We start from the raw sequence: 12,402 nt of genomic DNA on the forward strand, positions 1-12,402 counted from the left end.
TTTCGGCCTTTCGCGAAAGACTTACCGAGGAACAGTGGTATTTTCGCAACAATGCGCGTGCGAATGTCCATTGAATCCCGGGGGTTCCTGCACTAGGTGCAAATCGGAAGAAATCGATCCACTTTGCCCGCGGGTCCCGAAAGCTCCGAATCGATGCGTTTATCGAGCATGGCGGATTATGCCGTCGTCATCATGTCTGCTGCCGCCCGGCATTGCGGCGGGTGTCCGCTCGTCGCGGGCGATTCGAAGCATGGGCGAGTCTCGGCCGCGCAGCTGGCCGAGGAAACCCGGCTTCCCGCACCCACCGTGCAGAAGCTGGTGAGCAAGCTGACCGCAGCGGGCCTGCTGATCTCGTCGCGCGGGGTGGGTGGCGGCCTCAAGCTGGCCCGCTCGCCCGAGTCGATTTCGGTTGCGGATATCGTCGAGGCAGTCGAAGGGCCCATCGCGCTCACGGCCTGCCTCGAAAAGGGCAAGCCCGGCGGGAATTCCGCCGAGCAGCCGGATTGCCAGATCGAGGGTGGCTGCCATGTGCGCCCGCATTGGCCGCAAGTGAATGCGGCGCTGCGCGGTGCCCTGGCGCAAGTGGCCCTGACCCAGCTCGTCGAGGAAGTTTGAATGACCGAAGAAACCGCTCCCGCCTTAGGCACTGACGCGCCCGAACTGCGCGACCAGGCCGCGCGTGAGGCTGCGGCCCGCGTGGCGGAGTACGAGCACGGCTGGGTCGCCGACATCGAGCAGGAATATGGCCCCAAGGGCCTGTCCGAAGACACCGTCCGCTTCATCTCGGCCAAGAAGGACGAGCCGGAGTGGATGCTCGAATGGCGCCTCAAGGCCTATCGCCGCTGGCTGGACATGCCGATGCCGGACTGGGCCAAGCTCAACGTGCCGCCGATCGACTATCAGGACGCCTACTATTGGGCCGCGCCCAAGAAGAAGCCGACCCTGAACAGCCTGGACGAGGTCGATCCCGAGATCCTGCGCGTCTACGAGAAGCTGGGCATTCCGCTGGAGGAGCAGAAAGTGCTCGCCGGCGTCGAGGGCTCGCGCAAGATCGCGGTCGACGCGGTGTTCGATTCGGTTTCGGTCGCCACCACCTTCCGCAAGGAGCTGGAGCAGGCGGGCGTGATCTTCCGCTCGATCTCCGAGGCGATCCGCGAATATCCCGAGCTGGTGAAGAAGTGGCTCGGCAAGGTCGTGCCGGTCCAGGACAACTACTTCGCGGCGCTCAACTGCGCGGTCTTTTCGGACGGCACCTTTGTCTACATCCCCGAGGGCGTGCGCTGCCCCATGGAGCTCTCCACCTATTTCCGCATCAACGCGGAGAATACCGGGCAGTTCGAACGCACCCTGATCGTGGCCGAGAAGGGCAGCTACGTCTCCTACCTCGAAGGCTGCACCGCGCCGATGCGCGACGAGAACCAGCTTCACGCCGCCGTGGTCGAACTGGTCGCGCTGGACGATGCCGAGATCAAGTACTCGACCGTGCAGAACTGGTATCCCGGCGATGCGAACGGCAAGGGCGGCATCTACAACTTCGTGACCAAGCGCGGCCTGTGCCAGGGCGCGCGCTCGAAGATCTCGTGGACCCAGGTGGAAACCGGCTCCGCCATCACCTGGAAGTATCCCAGCTGCGTCCTCAACGGCGAGGATTCGGTGGGCGAGTTCTACTCGGTGGCGGTCACCAACAATTACCAGCAGGCCGATACCGGCACCAAGATGATCCACAACGGCAAGGGCAGCCGCTCGACGATCATCTCCAAGGGCATCTCGGCCGGCAAGAGCAACAACACTTATCGCGGCCTCGTCCGCGTGGCTGCGAATGCCGAGGGCGTGCGCAACTTCACCCAGTGCGATTCGCTGCTGCTGGGCAAGGAATGCGGCGCCCACACCGTGCCCTATATCGAAGTGCGCAACCCCAGCGCCCAGATCGAGCACGAGGCGACCACCAGCAAGATCAGCGACGACCAGATGTTCTACGCGCAGCAGCGCGGGCTCGATACCGAGCAGGCGGTGGCGCTGATCGTCAACGGCTTCGCCAAGGAAGTGCTGCAGCAGCTGCCGATGGAGTTCGCCGTCGAAGCGCAGAAGCTGCTGGGCATCAGCCTTGAAGGCAGCGTGGGGTGACTTCCCCCATTCCCGCTCCCCTCTCCCCTGTGAGTGCGGCGGCCAAGGCCAGTTGGCCGCTGGATCGCGCCCATGGGAACAAAGACCAAAGACACGAAGGACCAATCCATGACCGCCGCCCGTAAGACCCTCGGCATCAGCAAGGACGCCGCGCCGAAGGCGGACGCCAAGGCCAGTTTCAACGTCACCGGCGCGCGCCTCGAAACGCTGAAAGAGCGGGCCAAGGAAATGCGCCGCAACCCCAGCGAGGCGCAGAAGGCGCTCTGGGCGGAACTGTCCGGTTCGAAGCTGGGCGGCGTGAAGTTCACCCGCCAGTCGGTGGTCGGCTCGACCATCGTCGATTTCGCCTGCCCCTCGCGCTGGATCGTCGTGCAGCTCAGCCCCGAGGATTCGAACCCCGACGTCAACGAGCTGCAGGACCGCAAGCTGATCGAAGTGGGCATCCGCGTGCTGCGCTTCTCCGAGGACGAAGTGCTGGACCGCATCGAGGGGGTCGTGCGCGAGATCACCACCGAACTCAACGTGCCGTTCGACAAGCGCTCCGCGCGCCGGAAGGCCGGGACCACTGCCGCCCCCCGTTTCGACGAGGGAGCCGAAGGATGACCATGCTCAAGATCGATAACCTTCAGGCCAATGTTGCCGAAAAGCCTATCCTCAAGGGTCTCTCGCTGACGATCAATCCGGGCGAGATTCACGCAATCATGGGGCCGAACGGCGCCGGCAAGTCGACGCTGGGCTACACGCTGGGCGGCCGTCCCGGCTATGACGTGACCGGCGGTTCGGTGGATTTCCTCGGTCAGGACCTGCTCGAACTGGAACCGCATGAGCGCGCCGCCGCCGGCCTGTTCCTCGGCTTCCAGTACCCGGTCGAGATTCCCGGCGTCTCCTTTGTCCAGTTCCTGCGCGAAGCGGCCAATGCCCAGCGCAAGGGCCGCGGCGAGGAACCGCTTTCGGGCGGCGAATTCCTGAAGCTCGCCCGCGAAAAGGCGGGCCTGGTGCGCATGGACATGGACATGCTGAAGCGCCCGGTGAACGTCGGCTTCTCCGGCGGCGAGAAGAAGCGCGCCGAGATGGTGCAGATGGGCATCCTCGATCCCAAGCTGGCGATTCTCGACGAGACCGACTCCGGCCTCGACATCGACGCGCTGCGCATCTGCGGCGAGGGCATCAACGCGATCATGCGCAGCGCGGACAAGGCGGTGCTGCTGATCACCCACTACCAGCGCCTGCTGGACTATGTGAAGCCGGACTTCGTGCACGTCCTGGCCGCCGGCCGGATCGTCAAGTCGGGCGGCCCCGAACTCGCGCTCCAGCTGGAGGAAGAGGGCTACGAGGCCGTCGTCGCATGACCATGGTCTACCTCCTCTGGCACGACAACGATCCGGCGATGGAAGAGGGCGAACTGGTGGGCGTCTATGGCTCGCAGGCGGAAGCCGCCTCGGCCATCGCCCGTTCGGCCCGCCATCCGCAGGGTTTCTCGATCGACGCCCATGTGCTGAGCGGCCGCGCCGCCGCCGTCGCCTTTGCCGGGAGCGCGGCCAATGACTGACGCCCTGACGCTGCCCACCCGCAAGGACGAGGACTTCCGCTACTCCGACCTCACCGCGCTGGCGGGCCTCTGGCCGATCGAGCGCGAAGAGATCGTGGTGCCGGCGGATGCCGAGCAATCGCTGCAGATCGTCGAGGACGGCGCTGCCGCCGTCGCCCGCCATCTGGTGATTTCGCTGGGCGCCCGCGCGAAGTTCGACCTTCGCGTGCTGGCCGCAGGGCCGGCCTATGGCCGCGTGGCGGTGGATGTGCGGCTGGCCGAAGGCGCCGACTTCACGCTGGGCGCGGCGCAGCTCGCGACCGGCAGCGAGACGCTGGAAGTGGTGACCAAGGTGGTCCACGCCGGGAAGGACGCGACCTCCAGCCAGATCGTGCGCACGGTGCTGGCCGGCCATGCGGTCGGCTCCTACCTCGGCTGCATCGGCGTCGAGCGCGGCGCGGACGGCACCGATGCCGAACAGTCGGTCCGCGCCATGCTGCTGGACCGCACGGCGACCGCCAATGCCCGGCCGGAGCTGGAAATCTACGCCGATGACGTCAAGGCGGCACACGGCTGCGCGGTCGGCGAACTCGACGCCAATGGCCTGTTCTACCTGATGAGCCGCGGCCTCACCCCGCCCGAGGCCAAGCGCCTGATGCTGCAGGCCTTCGTCGCCGAAGCCTTCACCGGCGCGCCGGACGAAGACGCGCTGAACGCGGCCGCGATTGCCCGTCTGGAGACGTTGGTGAGGGCTGGCCTGTGACCACTGGCACGCTCGTCCTCAAGGACCAGTTCCCCGGGCTTGCCTGCAACTGGCACTACCTCGACACCGGCGCCACCGCGCAGAAGCCGCAGGCGGTGATCGACGCCACCCTGAATGCGCTGGGCCGCGACTATGCGACCGTGCATCGCGGCGTCTATGCCCGCTCTGCCGAGATGACGCTGGCCTTCGAGGCGGCGCGCCGCAAGGTCGCCGCGTTCCTCGGCGGACATGAGGACGAGGTGGTCTTCACCCGCGGCGCGACCGAGGCGATCAACCTCGTCGCGCAGACCTGGGGCGTGCAGAACCTCAAGGCGGGCGACCGAATCCTGCTTTCGGTGCTGGAGCATCACTCCAACATCGTGCCCTGGCAGCTCTTGCGGGACCGTACCGGCGTCGAGATCGACGTCTGCCCGCTGACCGAGGACGGCCGGATCGACCTCGATGCGGCCGAGCGCATGCTCACCCCCGCGCACAAGCTGGTGGCCTTTGCGCATGTTTCCAACGTGCTCGGCTCAGTGCTCCACGTGGAACATGCGGCCAGGCTGGCCCATGCCGTTGGCGCAAAACTGCTGATCGACGGCTGCCAGGCGGCGCCGCGCATCGCCCTCGACGTGGCGGCGATGCAATGCGATTTCTACGTCTTTTCCGCGCACAAGCTCTACGGACCCACCGGGATCGGCGCGCTCTGGGCCAGGAAGGACCTGCTCGATGCGATGCCGCCCTGGCAGGGCGGCGGGTCGATGATCGACCGCGTCACCTTCGGGAAGACCACCTACGCCCCGGCGCCGCAGCGCTTCGAGGCGGGCACGCCGATGATCGTCGAGGCGCTTGGCCTTGCCGCCGCCATCGACTGGCTGACCGCGCAGGGCCTCGACCGCGCCGAGCGCCACGAACGCGATCTGGCCGCGCACCTGCGCGCCGAACTGGGCAAGCGCAACGACATTACCCTGTTCGGCCCGGCGGATTCGGTCGGCATCGTCTCTTTCGCCATGGACGGGGTGCATCCGCACGACCTCGGCACCATATTGGATGAAGAGGGCGTTGCGATCCGTGCCGGCCACCACTGTGCACAGCCGCTGATGGACCACCTTGGCGTTCCCGCCACGGCCCGCGCCAGCTTCGGCATCTACAGCGACGACAGCGACATCGAGGCGCTCATGAAGGGTATCGAGCGCACCCGGAGAATTTTTGGATGAGTGACGAGAAGCCCACATTCACCGTCGAGGAAGTCGATTCGGTTGCCCCCGCGCCCCGCGCGCGGGTCGAGGACGTGCCTGTCCCCCCGGCCGAGCGCAAGCGCGACTATCTGGACGGATTCCTGGCCGAAAAGCCGCAGGGGATCGACCCCGGCCAGCCCGGCGGATCGATCTACGACGGCGTGATCGACGCGCTGAAGGAAATCTTCGACCCCGAGATTCCGGTGAACATCTACGACCTCGGCCTGATCTACGGCGTCGAAGTCTCGCCCGAGGCTTCGGTCGCGGTGACGATGACGCTGACCACGCCGCATTGCCCGGTGGCCGAATCGATGCCCGGCGAAGTCGAGATGCGTGTCTCGGCCGTGCCCGGCGTGCGCGATGCCGAAGTCCATCTCGTCTGGGATCCGCCATGGGACATGGCCAAGATGTCCGACGAGGCGAAGCTCGAACTGGGCATGCTCTGATGGCGACGCTTGCCCCTGCCATGACCGCCAAGATCGCTGTACGCCTGGCCGACTATGCCGACGCGGCCGATGCCGCGCGCGTGGTCGCGCTGCTCGACAGCTATGCGCGCGATCCGATGGGTGGGGGCAAGCCGCTGTCGGACGATGTGCGCGCGCGGCTGGTGAGCGGCCTTGCCGCGCACCCCGGCGCCTTCTCGCTGCTGGCCTTTGCCGGTGACGAGGCGCTCGGATTGGCCAACTGCATCACCGGATTCTCGACGTTTGCCGCGCGCCCGCTGGTGAACATCCACGACATGGCCGTGCTGCCCGAGGCACGCGGCAAAGGCGTGGGCCGGGCGCTGATGCTGGCGGTCGAGGCAGAGGCCCGCACGCGCGGCGCCTGCAAGATCACGCTCGAAGTGCTGAGCGGCAATAGCGCCGCCAAGGGCCTCTACGCCGCGCTCGGCTACGGCGACTATGCGCTGGACCCGCAAGCGGGCACCGCGCTGTTCTGGGAAAAGAAGCTATGACCACGACCACCGACACGAAGCCCGCACGCCAGCGTCCGGCGGCGGTCATCCTCACGCCCAATGCCGAGGCACGCATCGCCAAGCTGATGGGCGAGGCGCCCGAAGGCACCATCGGCGTGCGCCTCTCCACCCCGCGCCGGGGCTGTTCGGGGCTGGCCTATTCGGTCGACTACGTCAGCGAGGAAAAGGCCTTCGACGAGAAGATCGAGACTCCCGGCGGCCTGTTCTACATCGACGGCGCCTCGGTGCTCTATCTGATCGGCAGCACGATGGACTGGGTGGAAGACGACTTCACCGCCGGATTCGTGTTCGCCAACCCCAACGCCAAGGGTTCGTGCGGCTGCGGCGAGAGCTTCACCGTCTGAGTTTTTCCGAAACGGAACGGCTCGGCACAGAAAAGGGGCCGATCCCAAGGCGGGATCGGCCCCTTTGCCGTTTTCAGGTCCTGCGAAGGATCACGCCGGCAGCAGGTGCTCCTTGGCGATCTTTTCCTTCCACACCAGCGGGGCGAGCTGGTGGACGTTCTTGCCCTCGGAATCGACCGCCACGGTCACCGGCATGTCCTTGACGGTGAATTCGTAGATCGCCTCCATGCCGAGGTCCGCAAAACCGACGACCTTGGCTTCCTTGATCGCGCGGGCGACGAGGTAGGCGGCACCGCCCACGGCCATCAGATAGGCCGACTTGTGCTTGGCGATGGACTCGGTGGCGGCGGGACCGCGTTCCGACTTGCCGATGCTGGCGAGCAGGCCCTGGCCCAGCATCATGTCCATGAACTTGTCCATGCGCGTCGCGGTGGTCGGACCGGCGGGGCCGACAACTTCCTCGCGCACCGGATCGACCGGGCCGACGTAGTAGATCACCCGGCCCTTGAACTCGACCGGCAGTTCCTCGCCCTTGGCGAGCATGTCGGCAATGCGCTTGTGCGCGGCGTCGCGGCCGGTCAGCATCTTGCCGTTGAGCAGCAGGCGGTCGCCCTGCTTCCAGCCCTGGACGATCTCGGGGGTGAGGGTGTCGAGGTCGACGCGCTTGGCGCCGGCATCGGGGGCCCATTCCACCTTCGGCCAGTCGTCGAGGTTCGGCGTTTCGAGGAAGCTCGGGCCCGAACCGTCGAGCGTGAAGTGCGCGTGGCGGGTGGCGGCGCAGTTGGGGATCATGGCCACGGGCTTGCCGGCCGCATGGCACGGCCAGTCCAGGATCTTGACGTCGAGGATGGTGGCCAGGCCGCCAAGGCCCTGCGCGCCGATGCCGAGCGCGTTGACCTTGTCGAAGATCTCGATGCGCAGCGCCTCGATATCGTTCTGGGGGCCGCGTGCCTTAAGCTGGGCCATGTCGATCGGCTCCATCAGGCTCTGCTTGGCGAGCTTGACGCAGTGCTCGGCGGTGCCGCCGATGCCGATGCCCAGCATGCCCGGCGGGCACCAGCCGGCACCCATCTGGGGCAGCATCTCGATCACCCAGTCGACGATGGAATCGCTGGGATTCATCATCTTGAACTTCGACTTGTTTTCCGAGCCGCCGCCCTTGGCGGCAACGTCCACCGAGACCTTGGAGCCCGGGACCATGCTGACCGAAAGCACCGAAGGCGTATTGTCCTTGGTGTTGCGGCGGGTGAAGGCGGGGTCCGCCAAGACCGAGGCGCGCAGCTTGTTCTCGGCGTTGTTGTAGGCGCGGCGCACGCCTTCATCGACCACTTCCTGCAGCGACTTCTCGGATTCGAGGCGGCAGTTCTGGCCCCATTCGATGAAGACGTTGACGATGCCGGTATCCTGGCAGATCGGCCGGTGGCCTTCCGCGCACATGCGGCTGTTGGTCAGGATCTGGGCGATGGCATCCTTGGCGGCGGGGCCTTGCTCCGCCTCGTAGGCGTCGCCCAGCGCGCGGATGTAGTCCATCGGGTGGAAGTAGCTGATGTACTGGAGGGCGTCGGCAACACTCTCGATGAGGTCGTCTTCGCGGATCGTCACCATTTCGGTCATGGAAAGAGTGCTCCCGGTTTCCTGTCGGTTCACGTGATTTTGCGGGCTCCTTGAGCCTCTTTGAAAATACGCGCAAGCGCGCAATTTAAGCGGCATGGGCTTACGGCCCGTTCGCATGCCAAGGAAGCGCATTTTCGGCGCCTTTCACGTCAAAATTCGCAAGTGCCCTTTGCAAGTACCTGTGCCATCGTCCAAACGTCGCGATAGATCGACCAAGGACTTGCAAATGGCTTGGCCTCATTCGCGGCTTGGCCTAGTAAGGCCGCCATCACGTCCGTCTTTGCGGGGGCTGGAGGCGCATATCGCCCCGGACCTGCTCGCAACAGCATGAGGAATGGGACCCAAATGACCTTGACCGAGGATCGGTCCGCCAGCGCGGTTGCCCGCCAGGCCATGATCGTCAGCCAGCTGCGCACCAGCGGCGTCAACGAGCACTGGGTGCTCGAAGCCATGGCCGGCGTTGCCCGTGAGGACTTTGTCCCCGCCGGCATGCGCGATGCCGCCTATATCGACCGCGCGATCACGCTCGAAAACGGCCGCCAGCTCGCCGCCCCGCTGTTCTACGGCCGCCTGCTGGCCGAAGCCGCCCCGACCCGGGACGACAAGGTCCTGCTGGTGGGTGAGGCCGAGGGTTACCTCGCCGCCCTGCTGCGCCCGCTGGTCGGCACGCTCGACGTGGTCGCCCCGGCTGCCGCCAAGGACGTGACCAGCACCGGCCACACCCTGCTGGTGGTCGACGGCGCCGCCGAGGAACTGCCCGAAGCGCTGACCGCCTCGCTCGCCGAAGGTGGCCGCGTGGTCACCGGCCTTGTCGTGCGCAAGGTTCCGCGCCTTGCCACCGGCACCAAGACCGGCGGCACGCTGGCGCTGCTGCCGCTGGCCGAAATGGGAATTCCGGTACTGCCGGAGCTTGCCGCTCCCAAACGCTGGAACTTCTGAGCATGGCCCGGTTCGCGCTGCGTGCCGGGCTACTCACGGGGGGATGTCTGATACTGGCAACGGCCAGCGCACCGGCGCTGGCCGATACCCTCCGCGACGCGCTTGTCCTGGCCTATCAGACCAACCCCACCCTCGAAGCCGCCCGCGCCCAGCAGCGCGCGACCGACGAGGGTGTTCCCATCGCCAAGGCCGCGGGACGCCCCTCGCTGAGCGCGACCGGGACCTACACCGAATTTGTCCAGCAGAGCAGCAACGCCTATACCGCGCCTGACCGCGTGTTTACCGGGGCTGCCGATCTTGGCGTGCCGATCTATTCGGGCGGCGCCGTGCGCAGCCGCGTCGCGGCCGCCAGGATCCGCGTCGCCGCCGGGCAGGCGGACCTCAGAGGATCGGAAAGCGCGCTGTTCTCCTCGGTGGTCGCCGCCTACATGGACGTGATGCGGACCGAGGCGATCGTCGGCCTCAACCGCAAGAACGTGAACGTGCTGCAGGTCAACCTGCAGGCCACCAGCGACCGTTTCGAGATCGGCGAACTGACCCGCACCGACGTCGCCCAGTCGCAGTCCCGCCTCGCGACCGCGCGCAGCGACTTGCGCACCGCCGAGGCCAACCTCGCCGCCGCGCGCGAGACCTATATCCGCCTGATCGGCAAGGCGCCCGAGACGCTCGACACCCCGCCGCCGCTGCCCAACCTGCCGGCCAGTGCCGAAGAGGCGGTGCAGAGCGCGCTCGATGCCAATCCCGACATCCTCGCCTCGCGCGAGCGCAGCAAGGCGGCGGAAAAGGACATCGACGTTGCCGGTGCCGGCCGCCTGCCGACCGTCTCGCTCTACACCTCGGGCACCTACAACAACTATCTCGGCACGCTGGGCGGCATCAACCATGCCGCGACCCCGCAGACCGACCGTTCGGCCACCGCCGGTGCCCGGATCTCGATCCCGATCTTCCAGGGCGGCCTTCCCGCCGCCCAGCGCCGCCAGGCCCAGGCCACCGCCTCGGCCACGCTGGAACAGGAAATCGCCACCGAGCGCGACGTGATCGCCCAGGTGCGCTCCGCCTATACCGCGTGGATCGCGTCGAAGGACCTGATCGTCTCGACCCAGACCGCCGTCGATGCCGCCGCGCTCAGCCTCGAGGGCGTGCGCGCGGAGAACTCGGTGGGCAACCGCACGATCCTCGACATTCTCAACGCCGAGCAGGAACTGCTCAATTCGCAGGTCCAGCTCGTCACCGCCCAGCGCAACGCCTATGTCGCCGGATTCAGCCTGCTCGCCGCGATGGGCCGGGCCGAGGCCCGCGACCTCAACCTCGACGGCGGCACGCTCTACGACCCGGCGGTCAACTACGACCGCGTGAAGGGCAAGTTCCTCGACTGGCAGAGCGACCCGGCGCCGGTGGCCAAGTCCACCCGCACCGTTGACACGCCGGTGCAGGACGGCGAAATTCGCGGGGAGTAACTCTCTCTTAACCGTGATTCGCGGACAAGCATGGGGTGCGCGCCGCAGGGATGGTCCCGGCGGCGCGAAACGGGGCGCAAGGTGGGGCCTGGGCAATGCGGCAGAATGGTGAACCCTCGGTCGAGGAGATCCTCCAGTCGATCAAGCAGGTGATCGCGCGCGACAACCGGGCGATGGCCCGTAGCGAACGCCAGCGCCGCGCCGGCGAACCCGCGCGCCCGCACACGCATGCCGCCACCGGCGCCGCCACTTACGAGGACGATGTCTTCGAACTGCCCGAGGCCGCCGAACTCGATCCCGCCGATGACATGCTCGCCGAGGAGCCGGCGCTGCTCGACGACGATGCCCGCGTGTCGATGCGCGAATCGCTGGCAGCCCTCGCCATGCTGTCGGAGCCCGGGGTGCCGCCGCAGATCGTCCGCTCGGGCGAAACCTCGCTCGAAGGGCTGACCCGCGAACTGCTGCGCCCGGCGCTGGCCGAATGGCTCGACAAGAACCTGCCGCCGATGGTCGAACGCCTCGTCGCCGCCGAAATCGCCCGCATCGTCGGCAAGAAGCTCTGACAGGCTGGAGAATGGGGACTGGGGACTGGGGACTGGACCTCGGCGCCCCGGCTTCCTAACTCGGTCCCATGGCAAGACCCGATCCAGCGCTGCTCGACACCGCGCGTTACCCGTTTTCGTGCGCGATCGAGCCGCGCTTCAGCGATCTCGATCTCAATCACCACATCAACAACGTCGCCATGGCCGGCATGCTCGAGGACGGGCGCGTGCGCTTCTACCGCGCCGCCAGCGGTCAGGACGACTTCGCGGGACTGGCGACGATGGTCGCCAGCATCGCCATCGAATACCTCGGCGAGACCCACTATCCGGAAACGCTGACCATTCACGGCGCCATCGAGAAGCTGGGGCAAAGCAGCCAGCAGGTCGTCCAGATCGTCACCCAGGGCGGCAAGCCGGTGGTCTTTGCCCGCACGGTGATCGTCATGGTCGGCCCGCAAGGCCCGGCGCCGCTGCCGGAGGCCTATCGCGCCCGCGCCGCCGGGTGGTCGCTGCGCCCGTGACGGCCTCGCAGCACGAGATCGCCAAGGCGCAGGAAGCCCTCGCCAAGGCCGGCGGCGACCAGATTCGGCGCCACATCTTCCTTTGCGCCGAACCGCAGAAAGGCGAATGCTGCTCGCCGGAAAAGGGCGCGGCGGCCTGGAAATACCTCAAGAAGCGGCTGAAGCAGCTTGGCCTCGACGGCAACGGGGGAATCGCGCGCAGCAAGGCAGACTGCCTGCGCATCTGCTTTGCAGGGCCGGTGGCGGTCGTCTGGCCCGACGGCGTCTGGTATCACTCCTGCACCGAAGAGGTGCTGGAACGGATCATCCAGCAGCACCTGATCGGCGGCGAACCGGTCGAGGAATTCCGTCTCCGCACCGCTCCGGCCTGACGCTTG

16 protein-coding genes are annotated in these 12,402 nt (G+C 66.9%); 15 read left to right on the forward strand and 1 reads right to left on the reverse strand.

Annotation, left to right across the window (positions count from 1 at the left end):
• Positions 1-153 precede the first annotated feature (153 nt).
• The 10 genes from DM450_RS16280 (at position 154) to DM450_RS16325 (ending at position 6,952) form a co-directional block, all read left to right on the forward strand.
• On the forward strand, positions 154-615 hold the full coding sequence (locus tag DM450_RS16280; protein ID WP_142636540.1) for an RrF2 family transcriptional regulator: 462 nt from the start codon (positions 154-156) through the stop codon (positions 613-615).
• Positions 616-2,124, forward strand: a complete 1,509-nt coding sequence (gene sufB / locus DM450_RS16285) for a Fe-S cluster assembly protein SufB (protein WP_142636542.1) — start codon at positions 616-618, stop codon at positions 2,122-2,124. It abuts the gene before it with no gap.
• 108 nt (positions 2,125-2,232) lie between these two features.
• Positions 2,233-2,727 carry an endonuclease domain-containing protein gene (locus DM450_RS16290; RefSeq protein WP_142636544.1) on the forward strand — a complete coding sequence of 165 codons (495 nt, stop codon included), beginning with the start codon at positions 2,233-2,235 and terminating at the stop codon, positions 2,725-2,727.
• Positions 2,728-2,729: 2 nt separating this feature from the next.
• A complete protein-coding gene (gene sufC / locus DM450_RS16295) occupies positions 2,730-3,473 on the forward strand; it encodes a Fe-S cluster assembly ATPase SufC (protein ID WP_142638026.1) in 744 nt (247 codons plus the stop codon).
• Complete coding sequence (locus tag DM450_RS16300; protein WP_142636546.1) at positions 3,470-3,673, forward strand: hypothetical protein; 204 nt, start codon at positions 3,470-3,472, stop codon at positions 3,671-3,673. Before sufC ends, DM450_RS16300 begins: the two co-directional genes overlap by 4 nt.
• Positions 3,666-4,415, forward strand: a complete 750-nt coding sequence (locus DM450_RS16305) for a SufD family Fe-S cluster assembly protein (RefSeq protein ID WP_142636549.1) — start codon at positions 3,666-3,668, stop codon at positions 4,413-4,415. Before DM450_RS16300 ends, DM450_RS16305 begins: the two co-directional genes overlap by 8 nt.
• Complete coding sequence (locus tag DM450_RS16310) at positions 4,412-5,611, forward strand: aminotransferase class V-fold PLP-dependent enzyme (protein WP_142636551.1); 1,200 nt, start codon at positions 4,412-4,414, stop codon at positions 5,609-5,611. The genes DM450_RS16305 and DM450_RS16310 overlap by 4 nt, the downstream gene beginning before the upstream one ends.
• Positions 5,608-6,078, forward strand: a complete 471-nt coding sequence (locus tag DM450_RS16315) for an SUF system Fe-S cluster assembly protein (RefSeq protein WP_142636553.1) — start codon at positions 5,608-5,610, stop codon at positions 6,076-6,078. Before DM450_RS16310 ends, DM450_RS16315 begins: the two co-directional genes overlap by 4 nt.
• The gene (locus DM450_RS16320) at positions 6,078-6,587 is read left to right on the forward strand and encodes a GNAT family N-acetyltransferase (RefSeq protein ID WP_207079608.1); all 510 of its coding nucleotides are present in this window, start codon (positions 6,078-6,080) and stop codon (positions 6,585-6,587) included. Before DM450_RS16315 ends, DM450_RS16320 begins: the two co-directional genes overlap by 1 nt.
• On the forward strand, positions 6,584-6,952 hold the full coding sequence (locus DM450_RS16325) for an iron-sulfur cluster assembly accessory protein (protein ID WP_142636555.1): 369 nt from the start codon (positions 6,584-6,586) through the stop codon (positions 6,950-6,952). Before DM450_RS16320 ends, DM450_RS16325 begins: the two co-directional genes overlap by 4 nt.
• Before the next feature lie 90 nt (positions 6,953-7,042).
• Here the strand turns inward: DM450_RS16325 and DM450_RS16330 are convergent, their stop codons facing one another.
• Complete coding sequence (locus tag DM450_RS16330) at positions 7,043-8,566, reverse strand: fumarate hydratase (protein WP_142636557.1); 1,524 nt, start codon at positions 8,564-8,566, stop codon at positions 7,043-7,045.
• A gap of 345 nt (positions 8,567-8,911) precedes the next feature.
• Between DM450_RS16330 and DM450_RS16335 the strand changes: the two genes are divergently transcribed.
• From DM450_RS16335 to DM450_RS16355, 5 genes are all read left to right on the forward strand, one after another.
• Positions 8,912-9,505 carry a protein-L-isoaspartate O-methyltransferase family protein gene (locus DM450_RS16335; RefSeq protein ID WP_142636559.1) on the forward strand — a complete coding sequence of 198 codons (594 nt, stop codon included), beginning with the start codon at positions 8,912-8,914 and terminating at the stop codon, positions 9,503-9,505.
• A 2-nt stretch (positions 9,506-9,507) separates the two neighbouring features.
• Positions 9,508-10,962, forward strand: a complete 1,455-nt coding sequence (locus DM450_RS16340; RefSeq protein WP_142636561.1) for a TolC family outer membrane protein — start codon at positions 9,508-9,510, stop codon at positions 10,960-10,962.
• Positions 10,963-11,057: 95 nt separating this feature from the next.
• The gene (locus tag DM450_RS16345) at positions 11,058-11,525 is read left to right on the forward strand and encodes a DUF2497 domain-containing protein (RefSeq protein ID WP_142636563.1); all 468 of its coding nucleotides are present in this window, start codon (positions 11,058-11,060) and stop codon (positions 11,523-11,525) included.
• A 68-nt stretch (positions 11,526-11,593) separates the two neighbouring features.
• Positions 11,594-12,025: an acyl-CoA thioesterase gene (locus DM450_RS16350; protein ID WP_142636565.1), complete on the forward strand. Its 432-nt coding sequence runs from the start codon at positions 11,594-11,596 to the stop codon at positions 12,023-12,025.
• Positions 12,007-12,396 carry a (2Fe-2S) ferredoxin domain-containing protein gene (locus DM450_RS16355; protein ID WP_409529344.1) on the forward strand — a complete coding sequence of 130 codons (390 nt, stop codon included), beginning with the start codon at positions 12,007-12,009 and terminating at the stop codon, positions 12,394-12,396. Before DM450_RS16350 ends, DM450_RS16355 begins: the two co-directional genes overlap by 19 nt.
• Positions 12,397-12,402: the final 6 nt, after the last annotated feature.

The sequence above is a fragment of the Sphingomonas sp. IC081 genome (genome assembly GCF_006874585.1).
In the GTDB taxonomy this organism is placed as follows: Bacteria; Pseudomonadota; Alphaproteobacteria; order Sphingomonadales; family Sphingomonadaceae; genus Novosphingobium.

Excerpts from the sequence above, each read along its gene's own strand:
- DM450_RS16280 (WP_142636540.1), top strand. The coding sequence starts at position 154 with ATGCGTTTATCGAGCATGGCGGATTATGCCGTCGTCATCATGTCTGCT.
- sufB (WP_142636542.1), top strand. The coding sequence starts at position 616 with ATGACCGAAGAAACCGCTCCCGCCTTAGGCACTGACGCGCCCGAACTG.
- DM450_RS16290 (WP_142636544.1), top strand. The coding sequence starts at position 2,233 with ATGACCGCCGCCCGTAAGACCCTCGGCATCAGCAAGGACGCCGCGCCG.
- sufC (WP_142638026.1), top strand. The coding sequence starts at position 2,730 with ATGCTCAAGATCGATAACCTTCAGGCCAATGTTGCCGAAAAGCCTATC.
- DM450_RS16300 (WP_142636546.1), top strand. The coding sequence starts at position 3,470 with ATGACCATGGTCTACCTCCTCTGGCACGACAACGATCCGGCGATGGAA.
- DM450_RS16305 (WP_142636549.1), top strand. The coding sequence starts at position 3,666 with ATGACTGACGCCCTGACGCTGCCCACCCGCAAGGACGAGGACTTCCGC.
- DM450_RS16315 (WP_142636553.1), top strand. The coding sequence starts at position 5,608 with ATGAGTGACGAGAAGCCCACATTCACCGTCGAGGAAGTCGATTCGGTT.
- DM450_RS16320 (WP_207079608.1), top strand. The coding sequence starts at position 6,078 with ATGGCGACGCTTGCCCCTGCCATGACCGCCAAGATCGCTGTACGCCTG.
- DM450_RS16325 (WP_142636555.1), top strand. The coding sequence starts at position 6,584 with ATGACCACGACCACCGACACGAAGCCCGCACGCCAGCGTCCGGCGGCG.
- DM450_RS16330 (WP_142636557.1), bottom strand. The coding sequence starts at position 8,566 with ATGACCGAAATGGTGACGATCCGCGAAGACGACCTCATCGAGAGTGTT.
- DM450_RS16335 (WP_142636559.1), top strand. The coding sequence starts at position 8,912 with ATGACCTTGACCGAGGATCGGTCCGCCAGCGCGGTTGCCCGCCAGGCC.
- DM450_RS16340 (WP_142636561.1), top strand. The coding sequence starts at position 9,508 with ATGGCCCGGTTCGCGCTGCGTGCCGGGCTACTCACGGGGGGATGTCTG.
- DM450_RS16345 (WP_142636563.1), top strand. The coding sequence starts at position 11,058 with ATGCGGCAGAATGGTGAACCCTCGGTCGAGGAGATCCTCCAGTCGATC.
- DM450_RS16350 (WP_142636565.1), top strand. The coding sequence starts at position 11,594 with ATGGCAAGACCCGATCCAGCGCTGCTCGACACCGCGCGTTACCCGTTT.